The 21,243-nt window shown below is 41.2% G+C and carries 16 protein-coding genes; 7 read left to right on the plus strand and 9 right to left on the minus strand.

What is annotated here, in order from left to right; translation table 11 throughout:
* Positions 1 to 92 precede the first annotated feature (92 nt).
* Positions 93 to 566 carry a response regulator gene (locus tag EIP89_RS00425; protein WP_124396683.1) on the plus strand — a complete coding sequence of 158 codons (474 nt, stop codon included), beginning with the start codon at positions 93 to 95 and terminating at the stop codon, positions 564 to 566.
* Positions 567 to 624: 58 nt separating this feature from the next.
* On the opposite strand, the gene EIP89_RS00430 is transcribed toward EIP89_RS00425, so the two are convergent.
* Positions 625 to 984: a DUF4890 domain-containing protein gene (locus EIP89_RS00430; protein WP_124396684.1), complete on the minus strand. Its 360-nt coding sequence runs from the start codon at positions 982 to 984 to the stop codon at positions 625 to 627.
* Between the two features lie 153 nt (positions 985 to 1,137).
* Between EIP89_RS00430 and prmA the strand changes: the two genes are divergently transcribed.
* The gene (prmA, locus tag EIP89_RS00435) at positions 1,138 to 1,980 is read left to right on the plus strand and encodes a 50S ribosomal protein L11 methyltransferase (protein WP_124396685.1); all 843 of its coding nucleotides are present in this window, start codon (positions 1,138 to 1,140) and stop codon (positions 1,978 to 1,980) included.
* Position 1,981: 1 nt separating this feature from the next.
* Positions 1,982 to 6,391, plus strand: coding sequence for a hypothetical protein (locus tag EIP89_RS00440; RefSeq protein ID WP_124396686.1), 4,410 nt, complete (start codon positions 1,982 to 1,984; stop codon positions 6,389 to 6,391).
* 18 nt (positions 6,392 to 6,409) lie between these two features.
* On the opposite strand, the gene EIP89_RS00445 is transcribed toward EIP89_RS00440, so the two are convergent.
* On the minus strand, positions 6,410 to 7,213 hold the full coding sequence (locus EIP89_RS00445; RefSeq protein ID WP_124396687.1) for a DUF3108 domain-containing protein: 804 nt from the start codon (positions 7,211 to 7,213) through the stop codon (positions 6,410 to 6,412).
* Between the two features lie 77 nt (positions 7,214 to 7,290).
* On the opposite strand from EIP89_RS00445, the gene EIP89_RS00450 reads away from it, so the two are divergent.
* Positions 7,291 to 7,812, plus strand: coding sequence for a hypothetical protein (locus tag EIP89_RS00450; protein WP_124396688.1), 522 nt, complete (start codon positions 7,291 to 7,293; stop codon positions 7,810 to 7,812).
* 24 nt (positions 7,813 to 7,836) lie between these two features.
* Here the strand turns inward: EIP89_RS00450 and EIP89_RS00455 are convergent, their stop codons facing one another.
* From EIP89_RS00455 to EIP89_RS00465, 3 genes are read right to left on the minus strand one after another with little or no spacing between them, the layout of a single operon-like run.
* Entirely contained in the window at positions 7,837 to 9,831 is a 1,995-nt protein-coding gene (locus EIP89_RS00455; protein ID WP_124396689.1) for a DUF349 domain-containing protein, read from the minus strand.
* A 32-nt stretch (positions 9,832 to 9,863) separates the two neighbouring features.
* Positions 9,864 to 10,613, minus strand: a complete 750-nt coding sequence (locus tag EIP89_RS00460; RefSeq protein ID WP_124396690.1) for a shikimate dehydrogenase family protein — start codon at positions 10,611 to 10,613, stop codon at positions 9,864 to 9,866.
* Positions 10,606 to 11,532 carry a DUF368 domain-containing protein gene (locus EIP89_RS00465; protein ID WP_124396691.1) on the minus strand — a complete coding sequence of 309 codons (927 nt, stop codon included), beginning with the start codon at positions 11,530 to 11,532 and terminating at the stop codon, positions 10,606 to 10,608. The genes EIP89_RS00460 and EIP89_RS00465 overlap by 8 nt, the downstream gene beginning before the upstream one ends.
* Positions 11,533 to 11,641: 109 nt before the next feature.
* Between EIP89_RS00465 and EIP89_RS00470 the strand changes: the two genes are divergently transcribed.
* A complete protein-coding gene (locus EIP89_RS00470) occupies positions 11,642 to 13,075 on the plus strand; it encodes a tetratricopeptide repeat protein (protein WP_124396692.1) in 1,434 nt (477 codons plus the stop codon).
* Positions 13,076 to 13,096: 21 nt separating this feature from the next.
* Positions 13,097 to 14,908 (plus strand): TrkH family potassium uptake protein, encoded by a 1,812-nt coding sequence (locus tag EIP89_RS00475; protein WP_124396693.1) that lies wholly within the window; start codon positions 13,097 to 13,099, stop codon positions 14,906 to 14,908.
* Between the two features lie 3 nt (positions 14,909 to 14,911).
* On the opposite strand, the gene EIP89_RS00480 is transcribed toward EIP89_RS00475, so the two are convergent.
* The 4 genes from EIP89_RS00480 to EIP89_RS00495 form a co-directional block, all read right to left on the minus strand.
* The gene (locus EIP89_RS00480; protein ID WP_124396694.1) at positions 14,912 to 16,303 is read right to left on the minus strand and encodes an aldehyde dehydrogenase; all 1,392 of its coding nucleotides are present in this window, start codon (positions 16,301 to 16,303) and stop codon (positions 14,912 to 14,914) included.
* Between the two features lie 41 nt (positions 16,304 to 16,344).
* The gene (locus EIP89_RS00485; RefSeq protein ID WP_124396695.1) at positions 16,345 to 16,665 is read right to left on the minus strand and encodes a hypothetical protein; all 321 of its coding nucleotides are present in this window, start codon (positions 16,663 to 16,665) and stop codon (positions 16,345 to 16,347) included.
* Positions 16,666 to 16,734: 69 nt separating this feature from the next.
* On the minus strand, positions 16,735 to 18,174 hold the full coding sequence (locus EIP89_RS00490) for a Do family serine endopeptidase (protein WP_124396696.1): 1,440 nt from the start codon (positions 18,172 to 18,174) through the stop codon (positions 16,735 to 16,737).
* Between the two features lie 104 nt (positions 18,175 to 18,278).
* Positions 18,279 to 18,806 (minus strand): peroxiredoxin, encoded by a 528-nt coding sequence (locus EIP89_RS00495; protein WP_218019301.1) that lies wholly within the window; start codon positions 18,804 to 18,806, stop codon positions 18,279 to 18,281.
* A gap of 141 nt (positions 18,807 to 18,947) precedes the next feature.
* On the opposite strand from EIP89_RS00495, the gene dnaK reads away from it, so the two are divergent.
* A complete protein-coding gene (gene dnaK, locus EIP89_RS00500) occupies positions 18,948 to 20,846 on the plus strand; it encodes a molecular chaperone DnaK (protein WP_124396697.1) in 1,899 nt (632 codons plus the stop codon).
* The last annotated feature ends 397 nt before the right edge of the window (positions 20,847 to 21,243 follow it).

Consider the following 21,243-nt stretch of genomic DNA (forward strand, 5'->3'; position numbering starts at 1 on the left):
TTTAAAATTGTGATGTTTATTTGTGGTTTGGAAAAGCTAGTAGGTCATTATCAAAAATTGTACTTCTATTTGCATTCTTGAATCAAAATACTATGAACGAAAGAGATTTGAAATCCATCAAAGTAGTGTATGTAGATGATGAAATGTCGAATCTCACTGCATTTAAATCGAATTTTCGACGTTTCTACACGGTAGAGACATTTATTAATCCCACTGAAGCTTTGGAGTGGCTCGATGAAAATGAGGCACATGTGGTAATAAGTGATCAACGTATGCCCGTAATGCAGGGAACCGAATTTTTGGGAATTCTATATGAAAAAAAGCCGGATATTGTACGCATGCTTCTTACAGGATATGCTGATATTAAGGCGGTAATTGATGCAATAAATGTGGGTCATGTGTTTCGATACATTACCAAACCCTGGCATGAGCACGATATGCGCACTGCCATTGAAAGTGCTTATGAAATGTATCGCCTTAAAAAAGAAAACGCCGAACTGCTGCGAAAGCTTCAAAGAATTAATGAACAATTGGAATTCATGTATCGACAAAGCATACTGTCCTAATAAAGAAAAAGGCCTGAAACCATCACGGGTCAGGCCTTTATTCATCACGCGTCACTACTTATTTGTTTCTTGCTTTTCTCCGCTCTTTAAGTTTTTCTCGTCTGCTTTTGCGTTCGCTTTTTAACTTATTATATTGTTCCTCAGTCAGCACTTTTTTCAGATTTTCTTCGCGTTCTTGAATAGCCTTTTTTCGCTGTTCATTTAAAGATATTGCTTTTTCAGCGAATTCATCGTTGATTTTTGAAACTTCCCGATATTGCTGTTCGCTGAGCATGAGCTCTTTTGAGAGCCTATCAGTGTTTCTTTTCGCCAACTCTTTAATCTTTTCAGGTGATTGAGTGGGCGCTTCCTCTAATTGAGCCATTAAAGCACTCACAGGTAGTAAAATGGCCGCTAGTATGGCAAATAAATTTCTCATATGTTAACGTTTTGTACATTGGACAAGTTTTGTGCCAAAACGTTTAATTAATCCTTAGTCAATCTTTAGCGATGGATTAATTTATTTTATTGCTGGAGTTTAGCCACTCAAACTCAATACCTTTGTCTTCGGGCATTCACATTAACTCATTACATGGAAAAACAGCAGAAATATTTGGGATTTCACGTAACACTCTCTGAAGTACATCCTTGGAAAGACTTGATAATAGGTGAGCTGGGAGAAGTGGGATTTGATATGTTTGAAGACACAGATAATGGATTTGTCGCCTGGGGTTTAGAAGAAAACATTGATCAACCAAAAGCATTAAAGCTATTAGAAGCATACGAAAAAAAAGTTTCTTTCACTCTTCGGGTCGAGCAAACTCCTGTTCAAAATTGGAATCAGGAATGGGAAAAAAATTTTGATCCGGTGGAGATTCCCGGCTTTTTGCGCATTCAGGCACCCTTTCACGAATCAAAAGAGGGGTTTCAATATTCCATAGTCATAGCGCCTAAAATGGCCTTTGGAACTGGGCATCATTCTACAACCTACGGCATGTGCATGCTTATGCAAAATATCGATTTCAATGGTAAACGTGTGCTCGACATGGGGTGTGGGACAGGGGTACTGGGAATTTTAGCCTATAAAATGGGTGCGCACTCTGCTGAAGGCATCGATATCGACGAATGGGCTGTACAAAACACCGAAGAAAATACAACCCTAAACGCTGTAGATATGCCGGTAAAACTAGGCGATGTACGCGCTATCTCTGGGGTGTACGACGTAATTCTTGCCAACATACAGCGCAATGTTCTCTTAGCTGATATACCAGAGTATGTTAAGCACTTGTCTGACGGTGGAAGCCTTTTGGTATCGGGATTTTACCAAGATGATGTTCCCGCCATTGAGTCGGTATGTGTAGCACACCATTTGCGCTTAGTTGATCGTTTTACTAAGAACGATTGGGTTGCCCTTCACTTTCAGAAAAAGAATTAGGATGAGTCGCATACTGGCCTGGTACGTTTTTGGTCTATTGTCTTTGATGCCTTTTTTGTCTCAATCGCAGAAAGTTCGCTCTTTTATCAACGATACTGCACAATGGCGTACTGAAGTTTATGAAGTTCTCAAAGAACAAGACAAAGACAGGGCGGCTAAGCTGGTTAGTGATATTGGTGCTGTACTAAACAGTGGGAAACTATCCGAAGAAGCTTTTGAATACCTCGTTAAAACTAGTAACACACTGCTTAAGAAAAGACTACTCGACCTCGATGCATGGAACGACTGGTTTAAAGTGATAATTCACCTTGCAGAACAAGAAGATGCAAAACACGCCTTGAGCTTTCATCAAGATTTTGAAATCTACACGCAGAAGAATCCTAACAAAGCCATACGCGACTATTTATCGGTCATGCACGGAGTCTTTCTGAAAGGCGAGCTTTACAACGACGGTCAACTGAGATGGGTGTACACCGGTGCTTTTGAATTTTTGTTCGACAAAGAGCCTATTTTTAAAATCACAAACACCGACATTTATGCTACCTTCAGAGGCGATAGCACTTTTATCGAAAAAACACGTGGAACTTTTCATCCAAAAAGTTTGGTTTGGGACGGTCAGGATGGATTTATTTATTGGGAACGTACTGGACTGAGCCGAGATTCCGCCACAGCTCGCTTTCAGACATATCAAATCAATGTTTCAAAAGCTTTTTTTGAGGCTGACAGCGTAACTCTTTATACTAAAGTCTATTTGAAAGAACCTGTTAAAGGTCGACTGGAAGAACGTTTGAGCAGCAGGAACACCCCTGAAACAGCGAATTTTCCGCGTTTCTATGCCTATCGAAAAGACATTGTTATTAAAAATATAGTTAAAGATGTTGATTATGTGGGCGGTTTTTCAGTAGTGGGTAGTGGCGTATATGCTTCAGGAACGCCTGATAAACCAGCATCATTTATCCATTTTCACAATAAAAAACCCCAGCTCATTGTACGAGGTGAGCGCTTTTCACTCAAACCTAATCTTTTTACTTCGGAGGCTGTACAGCTCTCATTGTTGTTGGATGGCGATAGCATCTATCATCCGCGACTATATTACAGGCTCATTCCTGACGATCGAATAGTCACTTTGGTTCGTCAAGAAGAGGGTCTTGGCCTTTCGCCTTTTGTGGATTCGTACCACAAGTTGATCATGCGTTTTCAGACCTTGGTGTGGAAGTTGGGCGAAGAGAAAATTTTGATCTCAAACATGAACCAGGGCCTGGAAATACCTGCCACTTTCGAATCAGCCCAATACTACCGCGAAGAGCGAATGGATCGACTCAGAGGGCTCAGTAACAAACACCCTCTGATGGAAGTCATTGAAATGAGCAAATACTTCGGCTCAGAGGTGCTCGATGCTGATAAAGTAGCCGAATACTTGCGCATCAACCCTCAAAACGGAAGAATATTTCTTATGAATTTGGCCGTTGAAGGCTTTTTAAAATACGATTTAAATACCCACAGAGCCACCATCTTACCGCGCACCTATGAATACGTAAACAATTATTTAGACAAAAGAGACTTCGACGTCATTCAGTTTGTATCGTCAGTGAGTGGCAAACCCAATGCTACGCTTAGCTTGCTTTCGTACGATCTCACGATTGAAGGTGTAAACAGTATTGCTTTGAGCGATTCGCAGCAGGTTGGGCTATTTCCGGCTGATCGAAAAATCGTAATGCACCGAAATCTGAATTTCGATTTTACGGGTCGAATCTTGGCAGGGCGTTTTAGCTTTTGGGGGCGAGAATTTAAGTTTAAATACGAGCCTTTTATCATAGACATGCCTACGATCGACTCTATGCGCTTTGCTGTTGAGAGTTTTGAGAAAGACGCCACCGGAATAGTCACTTTGGTTAATGTCCAAAGTGTGTTGGCCGATCTCACCGGTCAACTTGACATCGACAAGCCGAACAACAAATCAGGTCGGAAATCGTATGCAGAATATCCCATTTTTAGATCTCTAAAAGAGAGTTACATCTACTACGATAAGCCAAGCATCCACAACGGGGTGTACAACAAAAAGGACTTCTATGTGCGCTTGGAACCCTTTACTATTGACAGTCTCGACAATAAGCGTACAGAGGGCATATCCTTTGACGGCACGCTTGTGAGTGCAGGTATCTTTCCCGACATTCAACAAACCATTAAGGTGCAGCGCGACTATTCCTTGGGCTTTGAGATGGAAACACCCATCACAGGACTGTCAGCTTATGGCGGCAAAGGAAAATTCACTCAAAAACTTTCTCTCTCTAATAAAGGCCTTCGCGGTGATGGCCAAATAGACTATCTCTCATCGGTGGCTAAAGCAAAAGAATTCTTTTTCTTCCCAGACTCTACCAATGCAGTGAATGTCTCATACGAAATTGCAGAAGATTCAAAATACAACGTGCCACATGTACTGGCCGACAATGTGGTGCTTCACTGGGAGCCCAAGAGAGACATCATGTTTACACAAAATACCTTGAGCCCTTTTTCGATGTATGACGATATAGCCATGCGGGCTGACGGTAGAATGGCACTTTCGCCTAAAGGGCTGAGAGGTGATGCGGCTATAGCCTTTCAAAACGCTGAGATGAAATCGCGCGACTTCTCCTTCCGCCGTCGTGAATTTTCGGCTGATACGTCTAATTTCCGAGTGCGCCCATATGACTCAGGGCCGTGGGTGTTTGAAACACTGTCAGCTTCCTCTTATGTGAATTTCGACAAAATGAAGGGCAACTTCACCCTTCATTCAGCTGCTCAGTATATGAACTTTCCTGAGCATCAATACATTGCTTATATGGATTATGCCGATTGGCACATAAAAGAAAAGTCTATCGAAGTGATGAAGAAAAGTGCTCTGCCATCATCGCGTATGGTTAGCACCCATCGCGATCAAGACAGCCTTCAGTTTGTGGCAGGCAGTGTGAAATTTCGAATGGTTGAAAATTATTTAGAGGTATTTAAAGCCTTTGAGATTGAGGTGGCCGATGCTACCATATTTCCCGACACAGGCTACGTGGTAATCGATCCTCAGGCACAAATGCGCACTTTGAAAAATGCCAAAATCATCGCCAATCGCCAAACGAAATACCACGCCTTTGAAAAAGCCACCGCAAACATCATCTCGAGGAAAAATTATACAGGATCGGGCTATTACCAATATTTAGATGAAGACAATACCGCTTGGCCTTTGTTTTTCGACCAAATTCAGGTAAACCGACAGGGTATAACCAATGGCAGAGCTCAAATTTCAAAAGACGATGCCTTCTTTCTCAGCACCTATTTTGCTTTTTATGGCGAGGCATTATTAACAGCGCCTGAAAAACAACTCACTTTCGATGGCTATACGCTCATTCAGCATACCTGCAGCAGAATTCAAACCGACTGGTTTCCCTTTAAGTCAATCATCGATCCAAAAAACATTGTGATCGATTTACCTGAAACAGCTGAAGAACTCAACCGAGCCAGAATTTTTAACGGAATTTACATTGCAAATGACTCTACATCTGGTTATTCCGCATTTCTGTCTAAAGAAAGTAGCAGAGCCGATCTCGAATTGATTTTGGCAGGAGGTCAACTCTATTTTGACAAGGCTCAAAACAGTTACATTATCACTACGGCTGAAAAGGTAAAAAATCCGGAAGCAAAAGGAAACTACCTTGCGCTTAACATCAAAACTTGCGAAATGTATGGCGAGGGCCGTCTCTCATTTGGCGATCGCACTGGCCTCGTTGAAATAGATGCTTATGGAACCATACGCCATAAACTGGTCAATGACGAAATTACTATCGATATGTGGATGGGTTTCGACTTTCACTTTAACGATGATGTTCTTAAAGCCATTACCCAGACGCTAAAAGATGCTGATCTGCCCTCAGCTGATTTGGCCAGGAGGGCATTTACAGTGGCCGTTAACGAAATGCTTGACGGCCGTGAGCGCCAGCGATTTATCGATGAGCTGCGCAAAACAGGCTTGCCCGAACGAATGCCGAAACCCTTTCAGAGCACCATTACCTTCAGCGACATCAGGCTAAAGTGGAATCCCGAGACCAATTCGTTCTACTCTGAAGGTCCCATCGGTATAGGTTCGATAGGAAAAGTGCAAATCAATAAACGCGTTAACGGCATACTTGAAATTGCCCGAAAACGCCGTGGCGACGAGGTGACACTGTATATAGATATGGGCAGCAAGGATGTATACTTCTTCCAGTACAGACGCAATCTGATGGAGTTTTACTCTCCACGCCAGGAGCTTATGGACATGATTACCAATACTAAGCCCGATGCGCGTCGTAAGGAAGAGAAGGGCAAACAGCCCTACTCATATACCACTTCTACCCGCGGCAAGATGAACCGATTTGTAAATCGCATGGAAGGTGAAGGCGAGTAATGAAGGTAATCTTCGACCTTAGGGAAGAATGCTTTTGTTTTTTAAGCCTTCGTATTGAATCAGTTCAGCTTTCAGCGAACCAACTAATAATTCCGTTTTAATTAAAACAGGAACCTTATTATCGTCGTTTGACACCCAAATGGTCATTGTGTCTTTTTCTTTGAATACACGTCCCTTTTGAACAATCGGTTTAAATTTAAGACAATTGATTTTTCCAAATTTGGATTTAATGGTTTCCTCTCCGATGTACCGGATCTGAAATTTAAACATTTCATGATCGAGAAATACTGGGATTTGGATGACAGCTCCTGGCGTTAGTGATTTAATATCAGTGAACCTTGCATAGTAAAAAGCGGAAAAAATGTCTTGTGTGCGCTCTTCGAGCTGAAAGACTTTATTTTTATCCAGCAGAATATCAACAGCTGTGTTCGTTTTGGGGTCGAATAGGATGTGATGTTTTATGATGTATCCACCTTCGTCCACATCCCTTATGAATTCGATAGGCTCTAAATTATCGATATCGTAGTAGGTTTCGTATCTGTCGCGCACTCTGAAAAACCATTCGAACATTCCCTTTGAATACCCTATACCTACCATATGGGCGATGTTTTTCCCTTGGCGCTGCTGAATATTATCAACGCTTATGATGGCTTCACCTGCTGTGAGTAATCCGTAAGAGATCGAATACACGAGTCGCTCGCCTGTGGCAAAGGGTTTTACTGAACTGATGCGAATGTTCGGTGTGTTTTCAGTGGTTTGGACGGATGATTGAGCCCCAGCAGTGAGCACTAAGAGTATTGCAATGGCACTTTTGATTTTCATGCAGAAACTTCTTTGTGCAAATAACTTCTAAAAAAATGCCAAAATTTTACTTTTGTCCAAAGATAAAATCAGCAATTATGAGACTAGCCATTTGGTTACTTCTATTGGGCTTTTTGATTTATTCAGAAAATAGTCTTCGTACAGCAGGCGAAGAACGCCTTAAACCCTTGGTAAATGGAAAAAACCCGCCAGATTTATCCATTGGAATTTCAAAAGAGAAATTGATTAATTTCTATGAGATTGCCGGTCAAGAAGGTAGGGAGACGTATGCAAACATTTTAATGAGATACGACTTGCTTTATCCGCTTTCTTATGGATTGTTTTTTGCCTATACCATTTCATTACTGGTTCGGAATTTCCGCAAGCGCTTATTGAGCATTCTGATTTTTTTGCCTCTTATCAGTATGCTCTCAGATTTTGTGGAGAATGCAGGTTTTATTCTGCTCGCTTACGAATACCCCAATTTTGACGACCAACTGTTTCAAATAGCCCGAACAGCGCAAATACTAAAGTGGTCAATGGCCTTTGCATCGGTTGCCACTATAATTGTGCTACTGATTGCTAATGGAATTAGACTTGCAATGCGCAGTAAATCTTAAACAGAAAGGTCAAAAAAAGGGTAATTAGCGCTTCTTGTCGTTTTGCCTTTTACCCTTTTTGTTTTTACGATCTCTCCCCTGATGTTTTTGTCTTTCGCTTCTCTGAGTGCGTTCGATTTTTACTTCATGAAGTGGAAATTGGTCTAAAATTTCCAATTTTTTAGCTACGAGCTCGAGGTTCGCTTTGTGTCGGGCAATGTTTTTTTCAACCTCTTTGATAAAGGGATTAGAGCTCGATTTATTGGAGAAAAGATTAATGTTGTTTTCCAGTTTTTGAAGGTCTTTTTTGAGGTCGTCGTACTGGTGGAGGAGTCTCTGGCGCTCTATGTACACAGCTTGCTTGTCGTCAGCATCCCAGAGGGCTTGCATTTTTGCTTCGAAACGTACCAGGTAGATATTCTCCTTATCGAGATCGAGTTTTTCAAAAAGTGCGTCTATTAGTTTTTGAAATTCCTTTTCGATGTCGCGATATTCAGTGGGTACTTTTCCGAGCGCCTTCCACTTTTCGATTTGTTCTTTTAAGAAAGGGACGCTGATGTTGTCTGATGGGGTGGTCTTTAACTCTTCGAGCTGAGCCTTTTTGTTTTCGTAATTTTTGTAAAGCTCAGCTTCTTTCTCTTTTAGGTATGCATGATATCTGTCGAAGAAAGAGTTGCAAAACTCTCTGAATTCATTCCACACTGATTCAGAAAATTTTCTCGGCACAGGACCGATATTTTTCCAATCAGCCTGCAATTTTTTGAAGAAGTTTACTCCTTCTTCCCAGTCTGTTCTTTCAGCATTCTGACGGGCAAGCTCGATCAGTTCTTTTTTCTTCTGAAGGTTTTGTTGCTGTATCTGTTTAAATTGCTTATAAAAAGCGTTTTTGCGCTTTTTAATTTCACGAATGGCTGCATTGAATTCTTCCCAGATTTTATCATTTTCTTCGTGCAGTACTCTGCCGATTTTTTTAAATCTTTCGGTGTACGAACTCAAGCTTTGGGTCAGATTCTGCCAGCCTTCATGTGTATTGATTTCATCTAGATTGATGGAGCGCAACTCTTCGAGAATGGCTTTTTTCTGAGAGATTTTTTCTTCCTTTTCCTTTTTAACGAGCTCAGCCAATTCACTTTTTTTGCTACGCACTTTGTCGATGGCTTCATAAAAAGCCTTTGCAAGTGCTTCGCGATTTTCGTAAGGTACAGGTCCTGTTTCTCTCCACTCTTTTTCGAGCGCCCTTACTGCTTTATTAAAGTCAGCGATGCGTTCAAAGGTCTTATCTGCTAATTCGAGGGCTCGCTGAATGATTTCTTCCTTAATTTCTTGATTTTTTCTGAAGTGAAGATCTCTAAAATCTTTATTTAGCTTGAGATTGTCATAAAATCTGTCGAGGTAAAAAGAATAGGTTCTATTGATGTGTTCGGCCATATTGTAAGGTATCGGGCCGATTTTTTTCCACTTTTCTTGTAAGGTGCGGACCTTTTCGAAAATTTCCTCCGTAATATCTACATTCATAGCAAGTTCCTTGAGCTCTTCGAGTATGAGCTGCTTTTGATGGAGGTTGTTTTCGAGTTGTTCCTTTTTTTCTTTATAATATGCGTTTAGCTTGTCTTTGTATTCTTTGTAAAGTTCTTTGAATTTGATGCGAAGCGGTTGTTCATAGCTGAAGTCAATCTCGTTGCCACCTTCTTCGATAAAGGCGTGCAGCTTGTCTTTGCGCTCTTCGTCGAGATGGTAGAGCAGATGCCTTTTTATGGCCTCCATGTGCTGCTTGATGGCTGACACATGGTTGTGCTTCAGTAGCGAAACTGCTTCTTTATAGAGTTGTTCAGGTGTATAATCTGCGTATTTACTATATAGACTATCTGACTCCGAAGCTTCGTCTTCATGGTCATCTTCATCGGAATGATGCTCTTGGATTATGTCATCCAATTCATCATTTTGAGGAATCGAAGTCGTTTCTGGAGTAGAGGTTACGGTTATTTCATTTTGATCATCTACAGTCTTAGCCACTTCGTTTTCGTGCAGTCCGTTGTTCATAGTCTTTATGTAAATATCAGAATAACAATGTTTTACAAAGAATGTTTTGAAATAAATTCCCACGCTTTACGGGCTTGTAAATGTAGCATTTCAAGTCCATTGTGCACAAAGGCGTTTTGGTTTTCACATTTTTGTAAAAAAAGAGTTTTCTCTGGATTGTAAATTAAGTCAAAACAATAGCTTTTTGGTTTGATTTTTTTAAAGTCAATAGGTGGATGTTCATGGACGTTCGGATACATTCCCAGGGGCGTTGTATTTACTATGAGTTTTGGGTATTCAAATGCACTTAGATTAATCTCTTCATAGGTAAAGACATTTGTGCTCTTTTTTGAACGTGACACTGAAATATAAGGAATACTCTGCTTTTCAAATACATATTTTACAGCTGCAGCACTACCTCCTGTACCAAGTATCATAGCATCTGCTGGAACTTTGCCGCTCAAAAAATTCAACAGACTGCACTCAAAAGCCACTGCATCTGTATTGTGACCGATTAGCTTTCCTCCTGTTGCTTTAACAACAGTGTTTACGGCGCCCACACCCTGAGCCTCTGGAGTAAGTTCTTGCAAGTAGTTCAGGATTTCCCTTTTGTATGGAATGGTTACATTAAAACCAATAACAGATTCATCATCTAGAAGCCTCAATACTTGTCGAATATCAGAAATTTCAAATAGTTCATACGAAAACTCTGTCAAACCCTCTTGCTCAAAGAGTTTTTGCCAAATCATTGGAGAATATGAGTGACTTAAGGGGTAGCCTATCAGACCTACCTTTTTACTCATTGCCTTGCTTGCTAACCAGTCTGGCTGCCATTATCTCAATGGTAATTACGAGAGCTGCTCCAAGAATGAAAAACACAATACATTCTAAAATCATGGGATCGCCTTTCATCTGAGTAGGCCAAATACTGCGCTCGATAAAGGGAACTTCTATGCCTTTGCTGTTGATGCGCGTCTGTAATACCTGTTTCCAAGGCCATACTTTGTATAGGGCACCGATCATAAAGCCACTGAGCAAGCCTACTGCAGCATCGTGGTATTTGTTTAAGAGCCAAGTAAGGACGTTTGCCATTACCAAAAGCCCAAGTCCACATCCGACAGCAAAAAGAACGATAATTCCGAATTGAAGCGATGTAACCGCTTGTAATATGGTTTCGTATTTTCCGAGCAAAAGCAAGATAAAACTGCCCGAAATGCCAGGCAATATCATAGCTGAAATTGCAATAAATCCACTTAGAAATATGTAGAAACTACCCTCGGGCAAGGAGACCGGTATTGACCGTGTAATTTGGAATGCGACGGCAAATCCTAATACGAATAAGGCGATTACTGCAGCTGTCCAGGTTCTGATTTTTCTCATCACCAAAACGGAACTCGCCAAAATCAACCCAAAAAAGAAAGACCAGGTAAGCAATGGAAAAACACTCAAAGCGAATTGAATGGCTTTTGCCAGAGATGCTATGGAGACGCCAATGCCAAGGAAAAGCGGTATTAAAATACCGAGTCTTGCTGATTGAGCAAATGCTTTTAATCCATTCGACTTCCACTCGAGCCAAGCCGGTCCACCAAGATTTTTAATGCCCGCAAGTAAATCTTCATAAACACCAGTAATGAATGCAATGGTGCCGCCCGAAACACCAGGTACAATATCAGCGGCACCCATACCCATTCCCTTTAAAAATGTTAAAAAATATTGTTTCATTTCAACAAATTGCCGACAAACCTAAGAGAAAAAAGGCAATAATGCCGGACTTTTCCGCTCTTGGCCTGTTAATAAAATTGCCTGTAGGCCCTGTGTTTGTTGTAATTTTGTGGCCAAATTTGAAGTAATACTTCTTCTTCTTACCATGCCTGATTTTGAATACGACGAAACAACCGGCTTAGTGATGCGTTTTGAGCGCATGCTTGCCGAGGATCGTCAAGAGTACTTTGACATTGATGAGCTTGAAATAATCATCGATTATTACTACGCCAGCGAGGAGCTCAAAAAAGCGCTGAAAGTAGCCGACTATGGCTCTGAGATATTTCCTTCTTCAGAAGTGTTTCCGATTCGCAAAGCACAGATCTACATGGATCTAGGCAGAATCGATGAATCGCGGAGAGTATTGAAAAAAGCTGCACAGATAGATCCTGATAATCCGGATGTGCTTTATCTGCACGCCGAAATACATTCTAAAACCGGCAACCATCAGCTTGCCATTCAATACCTGAAAAGACTCACACAGCTGTATCCTGAAGATACAGAGGCATTGACCTTTTTAGCTGGTGAATATGCTGTAGTGTCTAACTATCAGCAAGCAATAAGCATCTATCGTCAGCTGATAGATGAATTTCCAGAAGATCATTTCATCTTGCACAATCTAGTGACTTGCTATGATGAAATGGGCGACCAGGAGGAGGCGATTAAACTGTTAAACAATATTATTGACAGAGTGCCTTACAACGAAGTTGCCTGGCACAACTTGGGAAATATGTATGCCAAAATGGGCAATTACGAAAAAGCCATTTGGGCATACGAATACTCTATTCTGATCGATGAAAATTACATAGCGCCCTACTACGACCTTGGCTACACGTACGAAACGGTGGGCGACTATGAAAAAGCCATTGAAATCTACAACCAAGCTTTAGAAATCGACATCTTCACAGCCCATTCCTACTTATGTCTTGGCAGGTGTTACGAGGCTCTAAATTCCAATAAAAAAGCGCTTTTTTACTACAAAAAAGCCCTAGAAGAAGATGAAAACAACCCTGCAATACACGCTGCTTTAATAAAATTTTATTCGGATAAAGATTATAATCGCAAGGCTCTCTTAACCCACGTAGAAAGGCTGCTGGAGTTAGAGCCAAGTGCTGAAAGCAAGCTCTTAGCTGCAAAAATCCTTTTTGCTCATCGATTTGACGTAGAGGCCATGAAGCTTACGAAAGAACTCATGGCCCAGCGGAAGCACGACAAAGAGCTATTGCTCTACTTCACACGTGTGCTTATAGGCACCAGCCGATTTAAAATGGCCATTAAAATCTTGCGATTTTTAACTACTATGCACCCTGACGATATCCATGTTAGAATAGTTTTAACGGCTGTATACATGATCAACGACAACAATGCCTCTGCAAAAATTCACTTTCGGAAAGTTCGTAAACTCAGCTCTTATTCTTTAGATGATTTGGTAGTGTTGTTTGATCAATTTTTAAATACGGATGACCTCTCCGAATGGATGTTTTATGTGAATATGGGGTTGTAGAGTTTCGAATACCCTATAAAAATGATGATTCTCAATCAAATACGTGAATGGATTAATATCCGGTTGTACCCTTCCAAAAGAAGGGTGCTTTTGTTTTTGAGGTATTCTTCCTTTTTTGTAGCGCTCGTTACCTTATGTGCTCTTGTCATAAATTATGGTTACGAACTCAGCGGTGAAGACCGTCGAATGGTGTATCAAATCGTTCGCTTTTCCTTGGTTTTTTATTTGTTGAAATACATAGTAAAAATTATCTACGATTTTCACCCTATTGAGTTTATAAAAAGTACCCTTACAGAGGCTTTTTTAATGCTCTTCATATTAGTGAATTTGCTAACCATACACTTTTTCAATTTTAACGTATTAACTTTTCTGGGGAATTTGTTTGATATCGGCGATATAAATCACTTTTTTGAGGTCGGTATTCAGGTGTATTTTTTGATTGTATTTTTAATAGAAGTTGGCAAAGCAACATCCGTACTTGAAAAGGTAAATGTAAGCCCTAGCACACTTTTTATTTTTTCCTTCATCATTTTAATATCCATCGGTACAGCCCTTCTGATGATGCCTGAGATGAATACCGTTGGCAAAAGTCCCCGATTTATCGATGCCCTCTTTACTAGTATATCTGCCAGTTGTGTTACAGGCCTAACGGTGGTTGATACCGGTGAATTTTGGTCGGTCAAGGGACAATTTGTTATAATGGTACTTATACAATTTGGCGGATTGAGCATTATAAGTTTTGCAACATTATTGGTACTTTTTACTCGAAATAATATTGGAATTCGTCAGCAAAGTATCATGCAAAACAATCTGTTAGCTGATTCTTTAAGTAGCTCTTCGGGTCTTTTAAAAAGGATTTTTTATTATACGTTTTTATTTGAAATGGTTGGAGCTACTTTGTTGTATTTATCATATTATGGACGTACAGATGGAAGTGTGGGAAACAATATTTTCAATGCTCTTTTTCACAGCATTTCTGCTTTCAACAACGCTGGCTTTTCGACCCATATTGGAGGATTTACTTCAGAAGAAGTTGCTAACATATATGTATTGCATATTCTGATAGCTTTTTTGATTATTTTTGGTAGTTTGGGCTTTTCAAATATTTTTGATTTATTCTCGATAAGAAGGCGCAGAAAAGAACAAAAAAAGCCATGGTTGGGGCTCAAAATAGATACAAAAATTTCACTTTACGCAAGCAGTATATTAATTCTTCTTGGAGGTGTTCTGTTCTATTTTTTGGAAGAAAAAAATGTCCTTTCTGACAAGGATTTTTATGCTAGAATTACTACGTCTTTTTTTCAATCAGTTACAACGCGCACAGCTGGATTTAATACTGTAGATATTGGGTCGCTTCAGATGTCCACACTAATCATTTTTATTTTTCTCATGTTTATTGGAGCCTCACCGGGTTCTACAGGGGGTGGTATTAAGACTAACACTTTTGTGCTCATATTCTTGGGTACATACACTATTATAAGAGGTCGTGCTCGCTTTGAGCTATTTAAGCGTACAATTCCGCACGATTTAGTACTAAAGGCCTACTCAATTATGCTATTCGCCATATCGATCATAAGTCTGGGTATTTTTCTCCTTTCGTTGTTTGAGCCACAGTTTTCCTTAATTCAGATATCATTTGAACAGGTAAGTGCCTTTGCAACGGTAGGACTTTCAACGGGAATTACACCGCATCTCAGCACAGCAGGTAAGATCATCATAATGTTTACCATGTTTATAGGTAGGGTAGGACCATTGACCCTTGCGTATTCACTACTTAGGCAGACCAGGGCCAATGCCTATAAATATCCCGAAGCTCGTATGATGGTGGGCTAAGCGTTATTTCAGCAAATTTTTTACCCATTTGATCTTGTTGCCAAAAGGCGGGTAGCGCAGGGGAATGTCGATCCAGGTAGATTTGTACAATACGCTGCGTTCGTGCGAAAAGCAGTCGAAGCTGCGCTTGCCGTGGTAATTTCCCATACCGCTGTTTCCTACACCTCCGAAGGGCAGATGGTCGTTTGCTACTTGCATCACTACTTCATTAATGGCGGCTGAGCCAGAAGAGGTTTTTTGTAAGATTAAATCTTGCTCTTTTGAATCTTCAGAAAAAATGTAGAGCGCCAGTGGTTTTGGTCTTTCGTTGATGAATTGAATGGCTTCATAAACCGTTTCAAAGGTCAAAATAGGTAAAACTGGACCGAAAATTTCTTCCTGCATCACTGGTTGATCGGCTGTAGCTTCTACTACAGTAGGCTCGATGTATCGGCGATTAATGTCAGCGTGTCCTCCGTAAAGCACTTTGGAGTGACGAATGTAGTTTGTGATGCGCTCTGCATGGCTGCGGTTTACGATGGCCGGATACTCTGCATTCTCAGCAGGGTTTTGACCATAAAACTTGCGTATATACTCCTTGAGTTTTTCGATTAAAGGTTCTTTGATGCTACGATGTACTAAGATGTAATCGGGTGCTATGCACGTTTGTCCGGCATTGATAAACTTGCCCCAAACAATACGGCGAGCTGCTACATCGATGTTTGCTTTTTCAGTTACGATGGTTGGGCTCTTTCCACCTAATTCGAGTACTACAGGAGTCAGATGTTTGGCTGCTGCTTCGTACACAATTTTACCTACTCGCGGGCTACCTGTGAAGAAGATTTTATCCCATTTTAACTCCAGTAGTGCTTTTGATACCTCCGGACCACCAGGGAGCACTTTTACGTAGGAATCGTCGAATGTCTTTGAAATAATCTTTTCAATGACGGATGCTACGGTAGGTGTAAATTCGGAAGGTTTGATTACTGCAGTATTACCAGCCGACAGAGCGCCTATAAGTGGCATCATTACGAGTTGAAAGGGATAATTCCAAGGGGCTATGATGAGGGTTTGTCCGTAGGGCTGTGGAAGTATTCTACTTACTGACCAAAAGTGGATTAATTGATTAGTGGGCACGCGTTTGCCTTTAGCCCATTTAGGTAAGTTTTTGTAATGGAGTTGTATTTCCTGATAAACGATGCCGAGTTCTGTAGCCCAAGCTTCGAACTCCGATTTTCGCAGGTCGGTGTGAAGCGCGCGAAGAATTTCACTTTCATGGAGTTCTATGCTCTTTTTAAGCCGCAAGAGAGCCTCGCGTCTGCTTTTTACGGCGAGGGTGTAACCTTCAGAGAAGTACTTTTTTTGTTTTTCCAGAAGGTGTGAGAAGTCTATGGCAGTTAGTTCTACGGTGTTCATAGTTGCACTTTTACATTAAAGCGATAAGAAAAAAAATTTGTTCAGTACCGTCGGCCCATGCGATAGATTTCGTCGTAGTAATAAATGGCACCACTGGTAGTTTGCACGTATGAGCGTTGATGTTCATGGTCGTCTTTCGTGCGTTCCGCTACAGGAACATTTTTGTAATAATTGCTGCAATATGTGAATCCAATGTTCGAGTTTGGAAAAAATACCGGTAGTTTTCTTGTTCGATTAATAGAATCGTACACGATAGTAAAGGCCTTATAGGGTAGAGAAGTGGTAGGTTCAATATGAGTCAGACGCTGGGCTGAAGCATGAGTAAAAAAGAAAAACAACACAAGTATAATAGTGGGTTTCATAGCTTTAAGAGAAAAAGAAAAGCCGCCTCTATCAGGCGGCTCTAATTTAGTAAAAGAAAAAGTCATTTATTAATTCCAACCAAAGCCAAAGTAGTCAGGTCTTCCGTCTGGGCGAACGCCTTGAATTAGCACACCTTCACCTGACTTGAGACCTTGTAGCATAGAGTTAAATTCCTCTACGGAACGCACCGGGCGATTGTTGGCAGAGGTAATGATGAATCCGTCAGGAACCCCGATTTTGCGGAATTTTCCACCTGGCTGAGTGCTTACTACCTTAACGCCATGAGGAATGTTAAAACGACGTTTATCTTCGTTTGAGATGTTTTCGAGCTTAGCCCCTAAAATGTTTTCAAGAGCAAGATCTTCTTTTTTCACAATTTTGGTATTGCCGTGAATGTTGCGCAGTTTTACTTTGAAGTCACGGCGCTTATCGTCTCTTAGTACGGTTACTACGACTTCATCGCCAGGTCTTTTGCGACCGATTAATTCTTGAAGTTCTGAAACTTTTGAGATTTCGCGTCCATCCATAGCTATCACGATGTCGCCTTTTTTGATGCCTGCGGCTTCAGCGGCACTGTTTTCATTTACTTCATTTATATATACTCCCTTAGTTTGTTTGATGTTGAGTTCGCGCGCGAGTGCAGGCGACAGATCTGCAATAGAAACTCCTAGAAAAGCCCTTTGCACGTTTCCATATTCGATCAAATCTTCCATTACCTTCTTCACAATGTTAGAAGGTACTGCAAAGCTGTATCCTTCAAAAGAACCACGAGTAGAAGAAATAGCTGTATTAATACCGACCAATTCTCCGCGTGTATTTACCAAAGCGCCACCGCTATTACCTGGGTTTACTGCTGCATCTGTTTGAATAAAAGCTTCAATGGGGAATTTGTCGGCGATGATGTTGATGGAGCGCCCTTTCGCACTTACGATACCAGCAGTCACGGTACCTGTTAAGTTGAAGGGGTTACCCACGGCGAGTACCCATTGGCCAACGCGAAGCTCATCGCTGTTGCCAAATTTTATAAATGACAGATTGTCAGCATCTACTTTAAGCAAGGCAATATCAGTAGCAGGGTCTGTACCTACCACGCGAGCACTTAATTCGCGGTTGTCGTGCAGCACAACGGTAATTTCATCGGCATTAGCGATTACGTGATTATTGGTAACTATATATCCATTTTTCGTTACGATCACACCACTACCAGTACCTTGCTGTATGCGGTCGGGCATCTGGCTGCGTCCGAAAAAGAGTTCTTCGAACGGACTGAGCTGACGCCCGCGGATGGTGGCAGAGGTTTTTACGTGCACCACGCTTGGCAGTGTAATTTCAGCTGCTGCTATGAAGTCGCCGTCTTCAGGAGCAGCGGAAGCTGGCCTTACTACACCACTGTATCCTTCTTCACGAATGATACGCACTTCAGGCTTTTCGAAAAAGAGTTTATATCCGGCCAGTGTAGCAGCTCCGGTCAATATGGCAAAAGAAATCTGCAAAAGAGTCTTTTTCATCGCAGTAAAAAGTTTTGGAAATTTTGAAGCATTTATGCCAAAAACTGTTCCAACCCTTTTTTTATTGACACCTCAAAGATTTTTAACACTTGAGATAGATTTGTTTAATGATGCTTGCTCAGCGATTTGATCACCTTGAGCGCTTCAGCTACATGCGATTTGGGAGCAAGGTTACTCTTATAAGACCAGACTATATGACCATTTAAATCAATAATGTAAGTGATCCGGGAGAAAAGTACCCCAAAAAATCCAGTTGGCACGTCGTACATTCGGCGAATGGAACCATCGACGTCGGTGGCTAAGTGGAATGGCAAACTGTATCTGGTTGAAAATTGAGTATGAGAGTCGTTTGAGTCGCCCGAAATGCCAATTACCTCTGCTCCATGTTCAACAAACTCTTCATATTCGTCTCTAAAGCTACACGCTTGAGCGGTACAACCCGGAGTAAAATCTTTCGGATAGAAGTAAAGCACGATGATTTTTTGACCTATAAAATCAGATAAATGCAATTTTTTGCTGTGTTGATTGGTGAATTCGAACAAAGGGGCTTTTGACTTAAAAGGCAACATTTCTATTTTTTTGGAAAAAAAACCGGCTTTTGATTGAATTGTTTTATCTATTCCGATGACCATTACTTTTTACTGCAAAGGACTGACAAGGGTTGTAAGGCAAAAAAGCAATTCGGATGACAAAAAGTCATTTTTGTTGAAATTTTACCTGATGGCACATGTATTGTCGAGTTTAAACAAAAATTTTTGTAAAACAATCGGATTATGAGTAAAATAATAGGTATTGACTTAGGTACTACCAACTCATGCGTCGCTGTAATGGAGGGTAATGAGCCGGTAGTAATTCCAAACAGCGAGGGCAAGAGAACGACGCCTTCGGTCGTGGCTTTTGTGGAAGGAGGTGAGCGCAAAGTGGGTGATCCCGCTAAGCGTCAGGCAATAACCAACCCCAAAAAGACCATTTATTCCATCAAAAGATTTATGGGACGCACATATGATGAGTCGCTGGCAGAAGCGAGTCGTGTGCCCTACAAAATAGTAAAAGGTGACAACAACACTCCTCGTGTGGAAATCGATGGCCGTCAGTATACACCACAAGAGATTTCGGCCATGATTCTGCAGAAAATGAAAAAAACAGCAGAGGATTATCTCGGAACTACCGTAACAGAAGCCGTAATCACCGTACCTGCATATTTCAACGACGCTCAGCGTCAAGCAACAAAGGAGGCCGGCGAAATTGCTGGTCTGAAGGTGCGTCGAATTATCAACGAACCAACTGCTGCAGCCCTTGCTTACGGTATTGATAAGAAAGGCAAGGATATGAAGATCGTGGTATTTGACTGCGGTGGTGGTACTCACGACGTATCAGTACTCGAGCTTGGCGACGGCGTGTTTGAAGTACGCGCTACAGATGGCGATACACACTTAGGTGGTGACGACTTCGACCAAGTCATCATCGATTGGTTGGCTGACTCTTTCAAGCAAGAGGAAGGCATTGATCTCCGGAATGATCCGATGGCTTTACAGCGCTTGAAAGATGCAGCTGAAAAAGCTAAGATCGAGCTTTCATCATCATCAACTACGGAAATCAATCTTCCTTACATAACTGCCACTAATACAGGCCCCAAACACCTTGTAAAAACACTTACAAGAGCTCAGTTTGAGCAACTTTCCCATCACCTCATTCAGCGCACAATCGAGCCATGCCGCACTGCTCTTCAAAAGGCTGGCTTGACTGTAAATGACATTGATGAAGTAATTTTAGTCGGTGGTAGTACAAGGATTCCTGCTATTCAAGAAGCCGTACGCAAATTCTTTGGCAAGGAACCTTCAAAAGGTGTAAACCCTGATGAAGTAGTAGCTATAGGTGCTGCCATCCAAGGTGGTGTACTCAGCGGTGATGTAAAAGATGTATTGCTGCTCGACGTAACTCCGCTTTCATTGGGTATCGAAACCTTGGGTGGTGTATTCACTAAGCTGATCGAGGCAAACACTACCATACCTACTCGCAAGAGCGAAATCTTCTCAACAGCTACAGATAACCAACCTTCTGTTGAAATTCACGTGCTGCAAGGAGAACGACCAATGGCTAAAGACAACAAAACCATCGGTCGCTTCCACCTCGACAACATACCGCCGGCTCCAAGAGGTGTGCCTAAGATTGAAGTGACCTTTGACATCGATGCCAACGGTATCTTGAACGTATCGGCTAAGGATATGGGAACCGGCCGTGCTCAGAGCATCCGCATCGAAGCTTCTTCTGGATTGACAAAAGAAGAAATCGAGCGCATGCGCAGAGAAGCTGAACTCAACGCTGAAGCTGACCGCAAGGCTCGTGAGCGCGCTGACAAGCTGGTAGCTGCTGACTCTACCATCTTCAGTACTGAAAATCAACTGAAGGAATACGGTGATAAGATCGATCCGGCTATGAAGTCAGAAATCGAAAGCGCTCTTGCCGAGCTGAAGCAAGCCCACAGTGTGCAAGACATTGAACGCATCGATGTAGCTATGAAGCGGCTAAACGACGCATGGTCAAAAGCTGCTTCCACAATGTACAGCAATGCCGGAACATCTACTCAGGGGGCTCAGTCAAGTGCAAGTAGCACATCATCTACTGACGGGGTATCTGATGTAGAGTACGAAGAAGTAACTGACAATAAATAAACTAATCAAAACACACAACAAGCCGGAACTAAAAATTCCGGCTTTTTTTAATTTCAATTTCTGCTCTTAAAATTTAAAAAATCTTAGACAGCACGATTTACATCTCAATGAACATTTTGATAATTTATCAGACCTAAAAAATGTTTTCGTGTTTTAAATGATCAAAAAATTAAAAGAATGTTTGCCATAATTAATTTCCTAAATTGCTAGATTCAGATAATTTATATTTTAAAATGATAATTCATCTAAATATATTTTGTAGTTTTTCTGAATGTAAAAAAAATATTTTTCAAACATGTTTATTTAATAGGTTGATTAAAAAATCTTTTTGAATAATGAATAATTTGTATAAATGCTCAGTGTGAAGTAGGTATAAGCCACTGATTTATATAACTTT

Origin of the sequence: Thermaurantimonas aggregans (assembly GCF_003851885.1) — a bacterium.
Classification (GTDB): domain Bacteria; phylum Bacteroidota; class Bacteroidia; order Flavobacteriales; family Schleiferiaceae; genus Thermaurantimonas; species Thermaurantimonas aggregans.